The organism is Mycolicibacterium aubagnense (assembly GCF_010730955.1).
Classification (GTDB): domain Bacteria; phylum Actinomycetota; class Actinomycetes; order Mycobacteriales; family Mycobacteriaceae; genus Mycobacterium; species Mycobacterium aubagnense.
The window spans coordinates 3387139-3406183 of the sequence record NZ_AP022577.1; the positions used below are offsets into that span (position 1 = coordinate 3387139).

At 63.8% G+C, this 19045-nt stretch carries 15 protein-coding genes and 1 pseudogene; 3 read left to right on the forward strand and 13 right to left on the reverse strand.

The window, feature by feature from the left end; all coding sequences use genetic code 11:
- Positions 1-283: 283 nt before the first annotated feature.
- A complete protein-coding gene (locus tag G6N59_RS16510) occupies positions 284-1234 on the reverse strand; it encodes a hypothetical protein (protein WP_138232278.1) in 951 nt (316 codons plus the stop codon).
- Here G6N59_RS16510 and G6N59_RS16515 point away from each other — a divergent pair.
- The 3 genes and pseudogenes from G6N59_RS16515 to G6N59_RS16525 all read left to right on the forward strand — a co-directional run bounded on the left by G6N59_RS16515 (position 1210) and on the right by G6N59_RS16525 (position 3568).
- On the forward strand, positions 1210-2025 hold the full coding sequence (locus tag G6N59_RS16515) for a DEAD/DEAH box helicase (RefSeq protein ID WP_138232279.1): 816 nt from the start codon (positions 1210-1212) through the stop codon (positions 2023-2025). The two genes, G6N59_RS16510 and G6N59_RS16515, sit on opposite strands and share 25 nt — an antisense overlap.
- Positions 1991-2224, forward strand: a pseudogene (locus tag G6N59_RS16520) (ATP-binding protein); the annotation flags it as partial. The gene G6N59_RS16515 and the pseudogene G6N59_RS16520, both read left to right, overlap by 35 nt.
- Positions 2225-2578: 354 nt before the next feature.
- Positions 2579-3568: a helix-turn-helix transcriptional regulator gene (locus tag G6N59_RS16525; protein WP_138232280.1), complete on the forward strand. Its 990-nt coding sequence runs from the start codon at positions 2579-2581 to the stop codon at positions 3566-3568.
- Here the strand turns inward: G6N59_RS16525 and G6N59_RS16530 are convergent.
- From G6N59_RS16530 to G6N59_RS16575, 12 genes are all read right to left on the reverse strand, one after another.
- Positions 3553-5631, reverse strand: a complete 2079-nt coding sequence (locus G6N59_RS16530) for a N,N-dimethylformamidase beta subunit family domain-containing protein (RefSeq protein WP_235678686.1) — start codon at positions 5629-5631, stop codon at positions 3553-3555. The two genes, G6N59_RS16525 and G6N59_RS16530, sit on opposite strands and share 16 nt — an antisense overlap.
- A 256-nt stretch (positions 5632-5887) precedes the next feature.
- Positions 5888-6253: a N,N-dimethylformamidase alpha subunit family protein gene (locus G6N59_RS30900; protein WP_138232282.1), complete on the reverse strand. Its 366-nt coding sequence runs from the start codon at positions 6251-6253 to the stop codon at positions 5888-5890.
- Between the two features lie 200 nt (positions 6254-6453).
- Positions 6454-7713 (reverse strand): APC family permease, encoded by a 1260-nt coding sequence (locus G6N59_RS16535; protein ID WP_197907888.1) that lies wholly within the window; start codon positions 7711-7713, stop codon positions 6454-6456.
- Between the two features lie 234 nt (positions 7714-7947).
- Positions 7948-8232 carry a helix-turn-helix domain-containing protein gene (locus tag G6N59_RS31885; protein ID WP_138232283.1) on the reverse strand — a complete coding sequence of 95 codons (285 nt, stop codon included), beginning with the start codon at positions 8230-8232 and terminating at the stop codon, positions 7948-7950.
- A 440-nt stretch (positions 8233-8672) separates the two neighbouring features.
- Positions 8673-11738: a replicative DNA helicase gene (locus G6N59_RS16540; RefSeq protein WP_407665699.1), complete on the reverse strand. Its 3066-nt coding sequence runs from the start codon at positions 11736-11738 to the stop codon at positions 8673-8675.
- Positions 11739-12246: 508 nt separating this feature from the next.
- Positions 12247-12702, reverse strand: a complete 456-nt coding sequence (gene rplI, locus G6N59_RS16545) for a 50S ribosomal protein L9 (protein WP_061003395.1) — start codon at positions 12700-12702, stop codon at positions 12247-12249.
- Between the two features lie 14 nt (positions 12703-12716).
- Positions 12717-12971, reverse strand: coding sequence for a 30S ribosomal protein S18 (gene rpsR, locus G6N59_RS16550; RefSeq protein WP_043391572.1), 255 nt, complete (start codon positions 12969-12971; stop codon positions 12717-12719).
- Between the two features lie 47 nt (positions 12972-13018).
- Positions 13019-13525, reverse strand: coding sequence for a single-stranded DNA-binding protein (locus G6N59_RS16555; RefSeq protein WP_138232284.1), 507 nt, complete (start codon positions 13523-13525; stop codon positions 13019-13021).
- Between the two features lie 81 nt (positions 13526-13606).
- A complete protein-coding gene (gene rpsF / locus G6N59_RS16560) occupies positions 13607-13897 on the reverse strand; it encodes a 30S ribosomal protein S6 (RefSeq protein WP_073695044.1) in 291 nt (96 codons plus the stop codon).
- Positions 13898-14424: 527 nt separating this feature from the next.
- Positions 14425-14889: an SRPBCC family protein gene (locus G6N59_RS16565; RefSeq protein ID WP_138232285.1), complete on the reverse strand. Its 465-nt coding sequence runs from the start codon at positions 14887-14889 to the stop codon at positions 14425-14427.
- A gap of 40 nt (positions 14890-14929) precedes the next feature.
- Entirely contained in the window at positions 14930-16588 is a 1659-nt protein-coding gene (locus tag G6N59_RS16570; RefSeq protein WP_179970208.1) for a glycosyltransferase family 87 protein, read from the reverse strand.
- A complete protein-coding gene (locus G6N59_RS16575) occupies positions 16585-19044 on the reverse strand; it encodes a transglycosylase domain-containing protein (RefSeq protein WP_163911377.1) in 2460 nt (819 codons plus the stop codon). Before G6N59_RS16575 ends, G6N59_RS16570 begins: the two co-directional genes overlap by 4 nt.
- Between the last annotated feature and the right edge of the window lies 1 nt (position 19045).

Below are 19045 nucleotides of genomic sequence, written 5' to 3' on the forward strand. Positions count from 1 at the left end.
TGAACAACAACAAGATTCGCGCGAAGTAGTCCTCATCACAACCTGTCGAGCCCAACTCCCCGTCAGCAGCCTCGATCTCAGACCTCGTTAAGCAACTACCAGCAGTCTGCTAATCCTCGCTGCATCTCGACAACAGCAGCAGCAGTCGTGTCGAGATGCAATGAAGATTGACAAGACACGCCTGGCTACTTTGACAAAATTCGGGTGCGTCGCGGGGGCTTGTTAATCTTCGTTGCAAAATCCCAGCTCAGCGACTTCCACGCCGCTAGACCAGAGTCCTCGTCTATGGACGGCTCTGCTTGTAGACCAGTCGGGGTGGACCCGGAACTGGGGCCACGCGCAACGAGCCAGTGGGAATATGACCACGAAGGGCAGCCGCTCGTGGATTGCCCGGCACTGAATAGTTCTTGTCAGGTGGCACCTGGGATACGGCATTGATGATTGGGTGTCCGAGCTCGGGCCAAGCGAACGCGACCATCTTGTAGCTGTTCGCGGGGAACCCGACTCGTGAGAAAGTGAGGCCGCACGGACGAAAGATCCGCGGAACAGGCGGCGCCTCGAAGGCGATAAGAAATTCGAACCCAGCGATCTGGATAAAACCGCCGAGGATTTCGGTGCCCATGCTGGCTGGGCGCAGTCGTATGGCCTTCGGAATGAATGACTGATCGCGATCGTGTTCGAGCAGGACGTAGAGTCCCCACGTGTTGGGCCATTCTGCTCCGCGCCAGAGGATTTCAGCCAACTGCCGGGTCGTGACGCCGAGCCTGAAGCGGTAGGCGGTCTGTCCGTCTACCGAGATTGCGCCGGCTTCAATAGCGCCCCATAAGACTCTGAGCATCCATAGCTCCATGTAGGGTCCGCTGACCATCGTGAAACCGCGCGGAAAGCTAGCGCGATCGTCGTTTCCCAGGTACTTGAAGATGTCGAGGTGGTCTTCGAGGATGTACCGGAAGAACTCGGCTGCCATCTTGTCTAGCGGCGACAGGGCGTTGTTATGGCGCCGGCACAACATCGTGCGTGACAGCGAAGCACGCCCAATCGTTTTGCGACTCTCTGTTCTGTCTTGCCATGCGGCGCCCTCGACCACAACAACCTTTCCGTCGGCCGATATCGCACCGAGCAGGTCGTCGGTACTGAAGTGTTCGCGAGTCAGTTCTTCGTTGCAATCGTTACTCGTACGGGCGTAACAGAACAGGCAAGACCGAAACCATGCTGGCCGCGTATTGTCACTCACCCGAACCCACACTCTTCATCGTTCCATCAGACGCACTGCGCACGCAGATTGCCAGCAAGTTCACGACCCTCGGCGTACTTCTCCAGGCGGGCGTCGTCGAGAAAGGCTTCCTTTGCCCCGTGGTACTCGTTGTCAGAGGCGCCCTGACAACGTCACAAGAGGTTGACGACCTCCTCGCCCGCGTCAACGTCGTGGTTACAACCGTCCAGGCCTTGTCTCAATGGTCCGACGCGCCGCGCTTGAGAATTGCCGAACTATGTGACCGACTCTTCGTCGACGAGGCACACCACCTGGCCGCAAAGACATGGCGGTCAGTCGCGGACCTATTCAGCGGAAGCGAGATAGTCCAATTCACGGCAACCCCTTACCGCGAGGACGGTCAGCACCTTGGCGGGCGGGTCACCTACGTCTATCCCCTACGCATAGCCCAAGAAAACGGCTACTTCGCGCGAATCAACTACCACTCAATCGTTGCCGCAACCGACACCGACCAAGCAGTCGCTGCCGCGGCCGTACAGCGGCCTCACGACGATCTCGCCGCTGGCAAGGACCACCTACTCATGGCACGAGTGTCTTCGGTGGAGCGTGCGAAACTCGTGATCACGCTTTACGAGGAACTCGCCGCAGACCTTCTGCCTGTGCGTATTGACACAGGACTGGTGCCAGCGACTCGCCCCAAACATCGACTGAGCCTCGATGAACGCGCAAGCCGCATCGTGGTGTGCGTCGACATGCGGAGAGAGGCACACTGGACTTCATCTGGTTTTCCAACTGGCCTCCAGCCGCTATGAACGCGCGAGCCCGATCGTCGCCTCCAACAAGGCCCTTGGTCGCTAGGGTGAAGTGTTCGGCGACGACGTCGTCGCCGCAGCCATGATCGACCGCCTCGTACACCACGCCGAAGTCATGACCCTCAAAGGAGACAGCTACCGACTTAAAGACCGAGACCTGGGCCGCACGCCTACCGCGGCCACCACCACCGAGGAATAATCACCAACACACCGGCAGGGGTCAATTTTCAACCGCCGCCGACACAGTTCCGCAGGGTGGAACCGGCGACGCCATTTCGGATCGTCGTTCTTGTCAGTTCCGGTCGCTGTAGGTTTCGGAACTGCTTGGCGGATGACCGCGGTCTGCGACGCCATGCGAAGTGCCGCTGTCCCGGTTTAGTCGTGCGTCGCTTTATTTCGGTTCGCGGCCCAATCTCGCGGCCGTCGCGGCACCCAGCTACTGAACGAGTGTGGCGATCCCGCGACATGAGTGTCGGTCTTTGAGCTAGCGCACCACGCGATCTCCGATGTAGTGCTTGGATCGTTGGACGTACCTCAGTTCCAGGAGCGCGCCATGGCCGATCTGTACACGCGGGTGCTCGCCGACGTGTCTTACGCGGCTGGCTCTCTCGAATACTCGGGGTCCGGCGATGAGGTTCTGATGCTCCTCCAGCAGGCCACGCACCACGAGGCGGCGGCACTGCTGGCGTGGGATCGCTTGCTGATGCGACATCGACCGATCGCCAGTGCGGGCTATCGCGCTGAGACTGTCGAGCAACTGGGCGACCGGTACGCGGCCTCAGAAGAGAACCGTGTGGTGGAGGCGGCGTCCGGGCCTGTGCGGATAGATGACGTGCCGCGGTACCGAGAAACCCCCATGTTTCGCGAGGTGCTGGGTCCGGCGGGTTTCCAGGACGGGATGACGACCCGGTTGTATCGCGACGACGGATCGTATGCGGGAATGCTTCACCTGTCGGCGGCGGATGCCGGCACGTTCGACCATCGAGCGAGGGATCTCGTCGCAGCCCTGGGCACGGTCATGTCGCGGCTGACTGTCGTCAAGCGCCTACCCGCGTTACTGCCCCCAGTTCCCGAGGGCGCCTTGGTTGGTGTGGTCGACAAGTTCGGAGGGGTTAAGCCGGTCGACGGCTTTCACCTACCCCTGGTGATGGCGGACCAACGCTTTCAAGCCTTTGTTGCCCGGTTCTTGCGGTCGTCTAGCCCGGCTGCGGTCGGTTTGTGGCCGACTGGTCAACACTGGGCGTCGGTGACGCTGACACGTGTCGTCGACCAGGGCTTGAACGCGGCCACCCTGGTGCAAGAAACCCCGATTGAGCCGATCCCGTACGGGCTGTCGAACAGAGAACTCGACATTCTGGCCGGAATGGCTTCCGGGCACACAAACCGGCAGATCGCGGCGCTCCGGTCTATATCAGTGCGGACAGTGACGTCGCACGTGGAGAGCATCCTGAGGAAGATGGACACTGGCTCCCGGGCGACCGCCGTCGTTGCCGCCGCACGGGAAGGACTGCTTCGCCTGGACTGCACTCAGGGGAGGATCTGATCCAGCGCTTCCTTCATCATGAATCGCTTCAAGACGTTGTGGGTAATCCTCGCAACGTTGTTGTCGTATCCGTTGTGGGACAGAGCAGCGGTCCACGCGATCGAGCCGACGGAGAAGAAACCGCCGCCGCCGTCGAGTGCGCCGAGAACGATGTCGGACCGAACGTAGGGATGTTCGCTGCCGCCCAGCCCCGGCAAGCTTTCATAGACCTCCTCGGCGGCGACCAAGTACGCATCGGTGAATTCTCCGGAGGTGGCGAGCAGAAGGGTACCCGGCGGTGATCCGAGCGCAGGGTCATAGCAATCGATTTCGGCTCCGGCCGCGCCGCCGCCCATGATGCCGAAGTCACCGATGACTTCATCGTGTTCGAGTCCGTCGAACACGAACGCCGCCCGAGGATCGCGACTGTCTTCGAGTCGTACGTAGTGGGTGGATCGGTCGAAGCCTTGGGCCGCGAATCCGACGCCGGTGAGCCGCTGCGGGGCTTTTCCCTTGTTCCGCCAGAGTCCAGCCATTTCACCTGAGGTGGCGTGTCGTCGTTCACCGTAGGCGGTCTGGTGGGGTCGGGTGCCCGCAGCGGATCGGCGCAGCTCCATCAGGTAAGGCTGGTCCGGTACGAACGAGGCGGTAGCGAAGAAGCCGTTGCCGCCCAAATACATCAGGCGTCCGCCGTGCGCGGTGTACCGGTCGAGTGCATCTATTTCGCGGCGGGTGACGTATTCGGGGTGTGCGCCAGTGATGACCACTTTGTAATCGGCGAGCAGTTCGTAGCCGCCCACGTCGAGTGCCTCGTCGGTGACGACGTCGAATTCACACTCGAGAGTGTCGAGCCAATGCACGATGCACAGGTCTGCGGGGAGGCCCCAGACGCCGTTGCTTTGAAACCACGCACGGTGTTTGGGTTGCAGGGTGACGATCGGCTTGCGGACGCTACCGAACACGACGCCGCTGCCGTCGTTGTGAATCTCGTAGCAGGACCGGCCGAATTCTGGGTGATCCTGCAGATCGAGATCTTCTTGCCCGAGAATCGGGGTGTGACTGACGATAACCTCTGCGCCATCGGCTTCGAACGCGATCCGGTCGTTGGCATAGGCGAGGTAGGTAGCGGTGGAAAGCAGCAGAGCCACCTCATTTTTGCGACTCCCAGGCCCGATGAGGAACGGAATGTACTGCTCTGTCTCGCCGGCGACCAGTCGGGCCGCGTAGACGCCGCTGGGAAGGTCTTCAGGGACATCGAACGTGAACGCGATGGGCCATTCAGCATCGGTGATGTCGTCGTCGTGGAAGTGAATCGCATCGAATTCGTCTGGGACGGAACGGAAATCCTCCGAGAGTCCCGCGTAGCGCGGACCCGTCACAGCTCGCATCGGTGCGTTGAAGCACCGACCGTGCAATCGGTTGTCCGATAGATCGACGACATCCCACAGCAGAAGACCGTCCTCACGATTCGAGTGGCCGAAGTGCCAGCTAGCGAGCAATTCTGCCCCGCTTCCGTTGACCGCGTCGCCCCCACGAGTGATGCGCAGCGCCCCGATCTTTCCGTTGAATGATGCTGCGGCCAGCCATCTCTCGCTGTCGCGGCGGGCGAGCGCCCCGATCCGGAACGGATGAGCGCTGCAGGCAAGGCTGCGCGCACCCGCAGCTGCCGCCGCATCATCGGCGTCGATCTGTGCTGCCTGACTGGAAACCCGATTCATGCAGTTCTCGATAGGGGTTTGCAACAAGTGGACGTCGCCGTCGCCCTGGAAGCGCACATCGATGCGGTACCAATGGTTGGCGAGTAATGCACTTGAGGTCGACAGCGACCTCGGCTGTCCTTCATCGCCCCACAGCACCGTGGGGACTCCCTCGTCCAGTACCAGCGCGTACCCGGTCGCAGTGCCTTCGTCCCAGGTGCCACAGATCGTTTGACGCTGATTCGTCAGGCCGATCGAGTTCTGCGTCACGTGATAGGCGCCGATGCTGTCATTTCGTTCGCTCAGCGGAAGCGTTGCATAGACGTACACGCTGATCGCCATGTCCGAGGGGTCAGCCAACACTGAGGCAGGGTCGTCGATCTCCACGAACGAACCGGGCTGACAGACGTGACGTTGGCCGGTGTAGGTTCCGGCGAAGCCGGCGTCGGGCAACTCGTACTCGACAAATCCGGGTCCGGCCGACCCGGTAAAGCCGTGACTCAACCGCACCAGCGACGCATCGTACATCGGGGGTCCCTCGCTGCTGACATGGAAGGTCAGCGCTTCACCTGGGCGGGCGTACAGGCGGTCGGTGTATCCAAAGATCTTGCTGGTGTGCGGTTCCATGATCCAACCTGCCTGTTCAACCGTTGCTAACGAATTGTGCTTGGCGCCGGCGCAATACAGTGCGCACAGCAGCGGCGTAGTCATCAAGGGGTTCGCCCTCGACAAGCATGTTTCCTGGTGCACCGATGACGATGCGGCCGATCGCCCATGGCCCGTCGGCACCACGTGCGAGGAGGATGTCCTTGCCGGTGATGGGCAGGCCGCGAAGGTATCGAAGCACCCGCGCCGTGCGGTCGGTGTGCGGCCCGAACGGGTTCGTATCCAGTTCCTCGGCAACCGATTCGGTGTACAGGGCTGCTATGCGGTTACGCGTTCGACGCACGTGGAGGTGCGCCAGTTCCTCGGTGCGATCTGATGCCGTGCGCGCCGTGGCCGAACTCATCTCGTGCGCCCCTGGTCGGTGATGATCGTCGTCACGACGCGGGATTCATCGGTGCCTACAGGTGAATCAACGGCGGTGTCCTCGAGGTCGGATTGCGCCAATGACCGGCCGGTCACACGGAAATACGCGGCGATCAGAACTCCGACCGCCAGCCAGACAAGCCCTACAACTTTGGCGTTGTCGCTGGCACTCCACAGCGCTTAGATCAGTACGGCTGCGCCGAGGATGGGTGACACCCAGTGCACGAAGACTTTTCGGCTCTTCGTGCGCGCCCCGAAGTGCACCAGCACACTGACGTGAAGCAATATGTAGGCGGTCAGGGCGCCGAAGGTGACGAGGCTGGTGAGCAGCGCAGGATTCTCGACTCCGAAGATGCCGATGACGAGCGACAGTACGGTGATGAAGATCATCGCGTTGGCGGGTGCTTTGGTCTTCGAATCCACCTTCGCCAGGATCTTGGGCAGCTGGCGGTCGCGAGCCATGCTGAACACCAGACGTGACGACGTTGCGTTGGACGCCACGATGTTGGCGAACAACGCGATGAGCGCCGAAGTAAGAGTGACGACGACCTGGAACCAGTGCGCCATGACCTGACCGGTGAGGTTGTAGAAAGCGTTGTTGGTGTCATCGCCGTCGGCGAACACAGTACCGGCGGGGACGAAGATCGCGGCGGCGTAAACCTGGATGACGAAAAGCGCCGTCACCATCCACAGCACGATCATGGTGGCTTTAGAAACTGTCTTTCCGCCTCCTTTGGCCTCCTCGTTCAGTGTCGAGATGGCGTCGAAGCCGATGAAACTCAGGGCTGCGATGGGGATGGCACCGAAGACGAGCGACCAGGAGAACGTCTCGGCGTGAAACAGCGGATCGAGGGAGAAATGGCCCTTGCCTTGCACAACAGCTACCAATGCCCACCCGACGAACACGGCCAGGACCAGAAGTTGGATGACCAGGAAGATCTTGTTCATCGCCGCGGTAAACGTGATGCCCCGCAAGTTGATCGCGGCGGTAATGACGACGAAGACGACGATCCAGATCCATGCCGGCAAGCTGGGGACAAGGGATGTCATTGCCGACGCAGCGAAGACTGCCAGCAAAGCGGGTAGGAGCAAGTAGTCGAGCAGGATCGCCCAGCCCGATAAGAATCCGATGAACTGATTGATTCCGTACCGGACGTAGGAGTACACCGAGCCCGCTATTGGGAAGCTCAACGCCATCTCCCGGTAGCTCAGCGCGCTGAACACCATGGCGATTGCGGCAACGATGTACACCAAGGCAACCGCGCCCGACGAAAAGTTGTACACGATGCCAAAGACGGCGATGGGCGCGATCGGGACCATGTAGATGAGTCCGTAGATCACCACATCGGCCAGACTCATTGACCGCTTCAGCTCAGGCTCGTACCCAAGTCTTTCCAGCTCGGCGTTTGCCGAATGAGTGTTGTCTTCGACCGCGTTCATGGGTCGGGCCTTCCGATGAGTGAGGCGATTTCCACAGCATGCGGCTTTCGGAAACCGGGCCAGGCGAATAGAGCAGGCAGGACACCTGTTCCAGGGGCCGGCGGCTGTGTCGACTCAGGACTAGGCGGTGAACCCAAGGTAGCCAGCACATGACTCGCCAACAATCGGTACTTTTACCGATGCGCCACTCCCACTCGAAGCGAGCCTTCATTCTTTGCTCGCGACGACCGAGCTCTACGACCTCGGTACGGACCGCCGATACTCTGGTGGGCCCTCACAGGCCAACGCCCGCCGCACGGTATTGCGGCACACGCCCACCACTCGGGCGATCGCCTTGATCGGCATTCCCTCCGAATACTGCAACCCGCGCCGATCGTCTCGGACGTCGCGATGGTGAACCGGACAGCATCGCCGTGCTGTGATGCGCACGGTCACGTATACGCCGCGTCGCTCTGCAGCCACATCAGAACGCGAACCAAATGCTGCTGCGCCGACCTCTTTGAAATCGGTGACACTCATTTATTGATGGCGGCGCTCGACAGGTTCGCGTGGCTGCGTCGTCACCGACAATCAGAGAGTCCGGACACCGTTGTCGCGTGTACACCAACTACCGCACCCTTGCGATGCGTCCGCTTACCAACGCATTCGGCAACCGGCGGTTCAGCGTGCAGCCGCAACCCTCACGTCGGTCTCCAACACGCAGGTCTATGCGGCGTGTCCACAGCCCATCTCGCCAGCAATGTCAAACCAGCGTATGGCGCCTGGCTGCCGTTTAGCCGTTCCAAAGTAGGATCCCCGGCAAATTATCAGCAGCCTAAACCTGGGTCATTCACTGCACGTGGTGCGCGGCGCTCCACAATAATCGGCGATCGCTAGCTAACTTAAATTAGCTAGCGTCCTTGTTTAACAAGCAATGCGCGTTTGTTAATCTTCCTTGCATCTCGACAACTTGCCAAGGTCTATCGCGCCATATTCGTAAACCGCGAGAAGTGAAGCTGGTGTGCCACAGTGATATTTGCGGTCGGGCCGTTACGGTGCTTGCCCAGGATGATGTCGGCTTCACCACCGCGCGGGTCGTCGCGGTCGATGGAGTCCGGGCGGTGCAGAAGCATGACCATATCGGCGTCCTGCTCTAGCGAGTTGTGGACCGAAATCCCCTGTGCCACAAAGTTATGCGTACCGGCCACCGTGCCGTCGTAGACGTCGTGCTCACCGATGCTGGTGATCTCGACGATCTCGTCCCAGAACACCTCGTTCGTGGCGAGGCCATGCAGGTCACTGTCATTCAGCACACCGGCCGCCCGGTGCAGCCGACCACGGCTCGGCGCGTGCTTCCACATGGTCGAGCCGCAGAACTGGGTGCCCATCGCGTCGGCGAACTCCCGGTGCGACATGCCGCGGCGCGTCAACGTTGACTTCACCTGCTGCCAAACCTCTTTGGGCACCGTGTCGAGATTGGTGTTGGAGCCCACGTCCTGCAACCGCGCCAGCAATTCAGCGGCCTTGACGCCCCGGTCACCGTATACGCCAACGATGCTCAGGAAACGACGCTGGTTGGCGGCACCGTAGACCAGCACATGCCAGCAATCGCGGTAACCCGCCTTCTTCGCCCGCTTGATCCGCGCGAAAACCCCGACGCGCAGCAGCAGCTGCACCACGTCGTCGGCCAGCTGACGGCTGGTCGTCGCGTAGTACACCCGACCCTGGCCGACCTTCTCGTCCCAGCGCACTGAGCCATCCGTCGCCCACAGGTGCCGCAGGAACAATGCCACCTGATCGTTGGGCAGCGCGAAAACCTGTTGTGGAACGAACTTTTCGTAGCTCCGCTTGCCGAACAGCCCCAGCTTGTCCAGCCAGGCCGCGATGGGGTTCCGCTTGCCGTGGGTCAGTCGGTACGGCGCCGGCATCCGCAGCGTGGTCACGCGGGCGGACGGGTATTCGTCGCGCACGGCCGTCACACCGAAGTGCCGCGCCGCACCGGCAACGGCGACGAGGTTCGCCTCGTCGATCGACGCGTAGCGGATCGGCTGGCGCTTCACGCAGGACCCGTCGCCGATCATGTGGGCCAGCATGATGACCTCGGCGTCGTCCATGCGCTCGGTGTGCACCGGCTCGGGCACGGTGCGCGGTACCGCAAGACGGTCGCCAACGGCCAAGTCGCCCAACGAGACCCAGCCGCTCAGCGTCATGAACGGGTGGTTGGCGGTGGCCTCGACCTGACGCCCCGAGGCGAGGCGCAGCAAGAAGACCTCCTTGTGTCCGCTGTAGAACACGTTGGTCATGGGCCGGGCGACCATACGCTTGCGGTCGTCGAGCGACCACACCAGCGGCCGCTCCCCCGTCGCCATCAGCTCACCGAAGGTGACCTCAGCTCCGTTGTCGGCGCGCAGGATTCGCGTGTTCGCGGTCAGGCAGCCCGACTCACGAAGGTCCGACACCTGCGGGCGCTTATCGGTGCGCTGTTCGGGACCACGGTTCAGCTGGCTGATCGCGACCACGGGAACCTCAAGTTCCTTGGCCATCAGCTTCAGCGACCGCGAGAACTCCGAGACCTCCTGCTGACGAGACTCGAACTTCTTACCCGAGGTCATCAGCTGCATGTAGTCCACGACGATGAGCCGCAGGTTGGCCTTCTGGTGCAGACGACGCGCCTTGGCCCGGATCTCCATCATGGTCAGGTTCGGTGAGTCGTCGATGTAGAGCGGCGCCTCGGAGATCTCGCTCATGCGGCGGGCCAGCTTGGTCCAGTCATCGTCGCTCATACGTCCCGAACGCATGTCACCGAGCTTGATCTTGGCTTCGGCCGAGAGGAGTCGCATGACGATCTCGGTCTTGCTCATTTCCAGCGAGAAGATGACGCTGGCCTGCTGGTGCTTGATCGAGCAGGACCGCATGAAGTCCAGACCGATCGTCGAATTGTGCGTGGGCACCATCGACCGCCCGGCCAGGTACAGGTGGGCCGGGTTGTCGACCTCGACGCAGCGCACCGGCACCGCATCCACCCGGCGCACATCGGAAATCGTCACGGGGCGGGTCAGTACGGCCAGCCCACCGGCGGTCAATGCCGGCTCGAGCCGGTCAGCGCCGGGCCGCAGGGTCGCGGTGGTGACGATGCCGCGGCCGGTCGGCCACTGGTGCGAGGCGTCGGCCACGATGGTGGTGCCGTCCGACAGGTCGATCTCGTAGCACGGCCGCTCCTCCATCACCGGAGTCGCAGCGATCACGCGGGTGGGCCGTCCGTTGGCGTCAATCAGTTCGTCGCCCACCGAGACGTCACCCATGGTGGTCCAGCCGCCGGGCGTGGGCAGCGGGGTGTCGAGCGCCAGCGCCTTACCCACACCAGGACGCGCGGCCACGATGATCATCTGGCCCGGGTGCAGACCGTTGGTGATCTCGTCGAGCTCGGTGAAGCCGGTCGGGATGCCACGCGAGATACCGCCCTGGGACGCGATGGCGTCGATCTCGTCCATGGTGGGCTGCAGCAGCTCCTCCAGGACGGTGAAATCCTCGCTGCTGCGCGTCTGGGTGACGTCGTAGATCTCGGCCTGCGCTCGGTCCACCAGATCGGCTACATCGGCGCCATCAGCGCCCGCGTACCCGTACTGCACGACGCGCGTGCCGGCCTCGACGAGGCGGCGCAGCGTGGCCTTCTCCGCGACGATGCCGGCATAGAAGCCGGCATTGGCGGCGGTGGGCACCGTGGAGATCAAGGTGTGCAGATACGGCGCGCCACCGATGCGTTTGAGCAGACCCCGGCGGTCGAGTTCCGCGGCCACGGTGACGGCGTCAGCGGGCTCCCCGCGGCCGTACAGGTCGAGGATGGCGTCGTAGACGTTCTGGTGCGCCGGACGGTAGAAGTCGCCGGGACGCAGGCGCTCCAGGACATCAGCGACCGCGTCCTTGGACAGCAACATGCCACCCAGCACCGACTGCTCGGCAGCCATGTCCTGCGGCGGTTGCCGGCCGAAATCCTCGCTGGGCGGCTCCTCCATGTCGGACCGGCTCAGGTCGTCAGCGACAGCCACGAAGCGCTCCTCCTCCCCCGAAAATCAAAAACAAACAAATGTTCGAACGAGCTACTTGTGACCGTACTTCACCCTGCCGACAAGTCGGGCCCGCAAGCCACTCACCTGCCGTGCGACGCACCACGCTAGACGTTGCTGGAGCAGTCCGGAACTGCCCCTGTTGATAACCCTGTGGATGAAATGTGGAAAGACGTGGACAACGATGTTGACCGCTTGGGGAGAACTTGTGGAATACCCGCGGGTAAAATCCCAAATACGCAGGTCAAGGGCATATATACCGGCCACAGGCCTGTGTATGAGAATTGGTTCGGCGTGTCGTGTCGGGTAGCCATCTCGGGCGTGTTGTGTTGCGCGCGCATGGCGGATAAGGGCCGCGTAGGTTAACAGCCGGCGTAGATCACTGTTTGCAGATTGGCTTAAAATATTCGCCCGTTGTCAACAGAAAACGCCCGGGCGAAGTCAAAGATTGACTCCACCCGGGCGTTCTGCTGTTTGAGCTATCGCATGCCTATCCGGCGACGACAGCCAGCGACACCGGCACGTTGACCGACGGGTGCAGACGCACCGCGATCTTGTGGGTGCCGACCGACTTGATGTGCGCCTTGGGCAGCTCGACGGTGCGCTTGTCGAGGTTCGGGCCACCGGCCTTCTTGATCGCGGCGACAACGTCACCCGCGGTCACCGAACCGAACAACTTGCCGCTGTCGGCACCGGCCTTGACAGCCAGCGACACGGGGCCGAGGGCCTCGATCGCCTGCTTCAGCTCGTTGGCGTGGTCCAGGTCGCGAACCGTCTTGGCGTCACGCGCACGACGGATCTCGTTGGCCTGACGCTCGGCACCACGGCTGGCCACGATGGCCAGGCCGCGGGGCAGCAGGTAGTTGCGGCCGTAGCCGTCGCGAACCTCAACGGTGTCGCCGGCCGAACCCAGGTGGTCGACCTCAGTGGTCAGAATGAGCTTCATGTTCTCAGTCCTCCCTATCGCGTCGAAGAGCTGAACGGGAGCAACGCAACCTCGCGGGCGTTCTTCACGGCGATGGCGATGTCGCGCTGGTGCTGCACGCAGTTACCGGTGACGCGACGGGCACGGATCTTGCCGCGCTCGCTGATGTAGGTCCGGAGCAGTCCGGTGTCCTTGTAATCGATGATCTGCGCCTTCTTGGAGCAGAACACGCACTTGCGGGTCTTGACCGGCTTTTCCGGCGCCGGACGCCGCTTGGTGGCCTTGGCCATGTGTTTCTCTTTCTGGGTCTAGCTGGTTGCCCAGCCAATTACGTGGATCAGAAGGGCGGCTCGTCGTCGGCGCCGCCGAACGAACCCGATGCGGGGGCGCTGCCCCACGGGTCGTCGGCCGGAGCGCCGCCGCCGGCAGGCTGGCGGGAACCCCCGCCGCCGCCGAAGCCGCCACCGCCTCCGCCACTGCGGTTGGCCTTGTTCACCTTCGCCGTCGCGTACCGCAGGGACGGGCCGATCTCGTCGACCTCGACCTCCATCACGGTGCGCTTCTCGCCCTCACGGGTTTCGAACGAGCGCTGCTTCAACCGGCCGGTCACGATGACACGCGACCCCCGGGTCAGGCTCTCGGCGACATTTTCGGCCGCCTCGCGCCAGATGTTGCAGCGGAGGAACAGCGCCTCCCCGTCCTTCCACTCATTGCTCTGCCGGTCGAACATCCGCGGCGTCGAGGCCACGGTGAAGTTCGCAACGGCAGCTCCGGACGGCGTGAAGCGCAGTTCCGGGTCAGCGGTCAGGTTTCCGATAACGGTGATGGTGGTGTCACCAGCCACGAGATCCTCCTGGGACGGATTGGGTGAATTAGGCGCGAGCCTACGCAAGGCCCGCGACAAATCCGCAGAGCTTCGGTGCTTCTAGTGCTTGTCGGTCCGCAGGACCTTGGTACGCAACACCGACTCGTTCAGGTTCAGCTGACGGTCGAGCTCGCTGACCGTGGCCGGTTCGGCCTTCAGGTCGACAACCGCGTAGATGCCTTCACCGTGCTTGGCGATCTCGTAAGCCAGCCGGCGACGGCCCCAGATGTCCACCTTTTCGACGCTGCCGCCGTCTTTGCGGACGACGTTCAGGAACGTCTCCAGCGACGGAGCTACGGTGCGCTCGTCAAGTGTGGGGTCGAGAATGACCATGATTTCGTATGGACGCATGTGGAACCCATCACCTCCTATGGTCGTATCGGCCACGGCGTGTTCCGTGGCAGGAGGGTCGCCTGCGTCGGCAACCGGCTCAGGTTACCCGACAAGGCCCTGAGCTGCGAAATCGGCGCTCAGAAGAGCCGTCCTGGCGGGGCCGTCGAGATCGCTAGGCTGGGTCAGGATCATGGTCAGCGAGGGGAAAGCATGACTTATCCGCAGGGGCCATGCGGCCGAGGATTTCCGGGGCAGCCCGGGCACCCGCAGCAGCCGGGTTATCCCAGGACTGCCCGCCCCAGCCCGTCTACCAGCAGGGATACCTACGGCCGGTGGTTATGCGGGCGGTCACCGTCAACGCAGAAATCCGCGGCTTCTCTTGGCATGTTCGATCCCAGGCCGTCAGCTTGCCTTGACGGTCAAGGAAAGTTGACGCCTCCAGATCGAAGTTGCCAAGGGAGAGAGCACCGAACGCCGCGACTGTGCCGTCAGCGCGCCTCGCGAGCGATTTCCGCGCGCTGAGTACACCCTGCCACGACGAAAACCTAGGCCTCGGCCGTCTTCTTGATCGCCGCCAGCGTCACCGGGATGCCTTCCTTCGCGTTCCTCTCGCGGAGCGCGATCTGCTCGTCGGCGGCGTCCGACCAGCGCTCATGGAAGCCGGCGATCCCGGCCGGGAGGAACTCCCACGACTGCGTCAGCCGGGTCCCGTCCTCGACGGGGTCGAGCGTGAAGCCCCACCGGACCCAACCGCCGTTGACCTCCCAGACGAACTCGCGGCCCGGCTCGGCGACGACCACCTGGCTGCGGGTCTCCCAGATTCGGTCCCCGGCCTCGTTGCGGCCCTTGAACCAGGCGCCGGCCACCGGGCCGGCGTCCTCGTCCTCCCACCAGCACTCCTTGCACTGCGGGCTCCACCGGCCCATGTTGGTCACGTCAGAGACCAGTGCGTAGAGGGTTTCGGGATCGGTGTCGACGACGATGGAATCAGAGAAGGTCAGGTCGGTCACGTCTCGACCCTGCCACCGCGGCCCGCGGAACGCAGCTCATTTATGCCGTCGGCTGAAGCGCCGGTTCAGGGTCGAGCTCCGGCTCGGCGGCGGCCGTCGGACGCGGCCGTAACCGGGCCGGTAGCCAGCGGGGCGGATTGTCGTCGGCTTCGTCGAACACGCCGCCAGTTGGATCATCAACAGGCGCGCCCCGGCCACCGGATCGAACCAGGTCGAACTCCGGCCGGTAAATCGCCCGAATAACCAACGCGCACACGCCGATCACCGCGATGTCGCGCAACAGCACCGTCGTGGTGAAGAACTGTTCGGGCAACCCGAACTTGGGATCGTCGTACAGATACAGCATCCGCGGAATCCAGATCAGCGCGTCAATGGTCATCCACGCCAACAGGATTCGACGATGCGGCAGCGCCAGGGCGGCCAGCGGCACCAGCCACAGCGAGTACTGCGGGCTCCACACCTTGTTGGTCAACAGGAAGGCCGCCACGACCAAGAAGGCCAGCTGCGCGAGCCGCGGCCGCTGCGGCGCCGTCCAGGCGACGTAAGCGATTGCCGCACAACACACGACGAAGAGGACCGCGGTGACGGTGTTGAGCACCGTCGGAGGTTGCCAGAACCCGAGGTTGGTGTCGAAACCGCCCCATCCGGTGAACGACTTCACCACGTTGTAGAGCGAGTCCATGTCGTCGCCGCGGCGGGTGTTGAGCCGGAAGAACTCCGACCACCCGCGCGGGTACATCACCATGATCGGCAGATTCACCGCGATCCACGTGACCAGCGCGGTGATCGCGGTCTTGGCCACCGGCCGCCACTTGCCGGTCCGCACCGCCAGCATCGCCAGCGGGATCAGCAACAGCAGTGGATACAGCTTCAGGGCCACTCCGACCCCGATGAGCACACCGGCCGCCACCGGCTTGCGGCGCGACCAGGCCAGCATGGCGCCGGCCGCACACGCGGTCGCGAGCGCGTCGAAGTTGGTGAAGGCCTGGAAGATCAGGATCGGCGATCCAGCGACCACGGCGGCGTCCCACGGCCGCCGCCCGGACATTCGCATGGTCGCCCAGACGGTGGCCATCCAGGCCAGGGCCAGCCCGAACGCCGAGATGTTGAAGAACATGATCACCTCGGCGACCACGGGTATCCGCACCAGCTTCGACAGCGCCGTATAGGTCTTGGCGACCGACATGGACACGTACTGGTACATACCGGTCAGCACCGGATATTCCATGTAGCGGACGGCGCGGGTGCCGTCGTACTGCACGCGCGGCTTGTGCGCGCTGTCGGTCTCGATCCAGCTGGACTTGTACGGGAACTTGCCCAGGTTGAGCAGCTCCGCGGTGTACAGCGGCACGGTGTCCGAGTAGCAGAACTCGTAGTAGGCCCGCTGGTTCTGCCAGTTGGCGACGCGCTGGTCCGCCATGCCGGAACCGGTCGTCACCAGGCAGGGCGCCTTGGTCGTGTAACCCAGCCCGAGAAAGACCAGCGCGATCAGCAGCATCACCCGGAACGGGGTGAGGAACGGCGCCCGGCCGATCATGGCGTGCCGGCCCACCGGCCCGCCCACGACGCCGGACAGCGCCGCACCGATGACGTCGGTCCGGCTGGGCAGGTCGCGGTCGTCGGCGCTGCGCAGGTCCGGGGCCAGCCGGGCCGGCGAGACCGTCACCACCTCGGACTCGTCTGGTTCCTCGACCGTCACGGCGGCGGCGGGGGGCCAGGCTGGTTCGGGTCACCACCACCCGGAGGCGGCGCGTCCTGGTGCGGAGCAACCTGCATGGTGGTCGGCGGGCCGAACGGGATCGTGATGCCCGGGGCGATAACGAGCGTCGGCTGGACGACGGTCTCCGTCGGAGCACCTGGCACCGGGGCCTGTGGCTGGTCATCGGGCGACGGCGGCTTGATGACCGGCGCCTGCGGCACACCCGCGTACCCACCGATGGCCGTCGGCTTCGGGAATGACTCGTTGTCGGTGCCCTTCAGCGCGCCGTCCATCGTGGATTTCCAGATGTCCGACGGCAGTCCCGAGCCATACACCGGCCCGCCGCCCTTGTTCACCAGGGGTTGCGTCCCGGCCGTCGTACCGACCCATACCGCGGTGGACAGCGACGGCGTGTAGCCGACCATCCACGCGTCGCGGTTGGCTCCGGTGTCACCGAGCTGCACGGTGCCGGTCTTGGCCGCCGACGGCCGGCCGCCGGCCAGGTTGTGGCCGCGGGAGTATCCGGCGATGGGCTGCATCGCAGAGGTCACGTTGTCGGCGACGGCCTTCGGAATCCGCTGTTCGCCCGAATTGTCCTGCGAGGTCGCGTCGTACAGCACCTGACCGTCGCCGTTGACGACCTTCTGCACGAAGTGCGGCTTGTGGTACTCGCCGGACGCCGCGAGCGTCGCGTACGCGGAGGCCATGTCGAGTGCGCGGCTCTGGTACTGACCGAGCACCACACCGTTGTTGGGCGGTCCGCCCTTGCCGTCCTCGGACAGCGTGTGCTCGACACCGGGGAAGCTGTCGGCGACGCCGGCCTTGTGCGCGGCGTCGGCGACGTCCTGCGCGCCGTGCTTGAGCTTGAGCATCAACCGGTAGTAGCTGGTGTTCAGCGACCGCTTCAGTGCCTCGGCGATGCTGCACGTGCCGCAGCCCTCGCCCTCGACGTTGGTGATGTTGATGCCGTTGACCGTCACCGGCGAGCTGTCGACCTGGTAGCCCAGCCCGATGCCCTGCTCCAGGGCCGCCACCAGGGCGAAGACCTTGAACGACGAACCCGTCGGCAGACCGGCCTGCGCGAAGTCGAAGCCGTTGGCGTCGGAGCCGCCGTAGTAGGCCTTGATGCCGCCGGTGTGCGGATCGACCGACACCACCGCCGCCCGCATGTCGTCCGCCTGGCCGTCGAGATACTTCGACACCGCATCTTCGGCGGCCTGCTGCGCCTTCGGGTCGATCGTCGTGGTGACCTGCAACCCCTCGGTGTTCAGCGCCTGCTCGTTGATGTTGAAGATGCTCTGCAGCTCCTTCATCACCTGCCGCTGGATCAGCCCGTTGGGCCCTTCGGTCTGGTTCTGCTGGCGCGCCTGCTCGGGCGGCACCGTGGCCGGGAACTTCTGCTGGGCGCGGTCCTCCTTCGACAGCGCACCCATGGTCACCATGCCGTCGAGCACCCAGTTCCAGCGCTCGGCGGCGCCCTCCGGGTCGACGGCCGGGTCCAGCGTCGACGGCCGCTGGATCAGCGCGGCGAGCAGCGCGCCCTCGGCCACGTCGAGCTGCTCGACCGGTTTGCCGAAGTAGGCCTTCGACGCCGCGCCGATGCCGTAGGTGCCGCGGCCGAAATAGATGATGTTCAGGTATGCCTGCAGCACTTCGTCTTTCGACCACTGCCGCGACATCTTGGTGGCGATCACCAGCTCCTTGGCCTTGCGGACCAAGCCGCCCACGCCCGAGCGGGCGTCACCGACCAACGCGTTCTTCACGTACTGCTGCGTGATGGTCGACCCGCCCTGCAGGTCGCCACCGAAGATGTTGTTCTTGAACGCGCGCGCGAAGCCGGAGAACGAGAAGCCCGGGTTGGTGTAGAAATCCCGGTCCTCGGCGGCCATCACCGCGTTACGCACATGCACGGGGATCTGGTCGATGTTGACGTCGACCCGGTTGCCTTCCGGCGGGACAAACTTCGCCAGTTCGGTGCCGTCGCTGGCCAGGATGGTCGACACCTGGTTGGTGCGGATGTCGCCCGGCTTGGGGATGTCGACGATGAGGTACGCCATGCCGAACGTGACGATCGGCAGCACCAGCAACACGGCGATGCCGGCGTAACAGAGCCGCCGGAACAGCTTCCAGTTCCACTTGAACTTCGGCAACTGGGGCCCGCCGGACTTTCCACCGCCGGCCCGCGGGGGCGGTGGTGGCGGCGACTTCGGCGGCGGGTTCATGCCGCCGCCAGCGCTCATCGGGGGCTGGCTCGGCCGTTTGGTGCCGTCCAGCGCCGCCTTCACGGCATCGATCGGATCCCGCAGACGCGGGTCGTCGGCCTTCCCGACCGGCGGCAGGATCATGGTGCGCCGGTCATCCGGCGGCACTGGGCCGGGGCGACCTTGCGGTGTGCCGGCGGCCGGTCCCCTGGACGCGTCGTTATCCGACCGGCTGTGGCGCCCGGCCCCACTCATT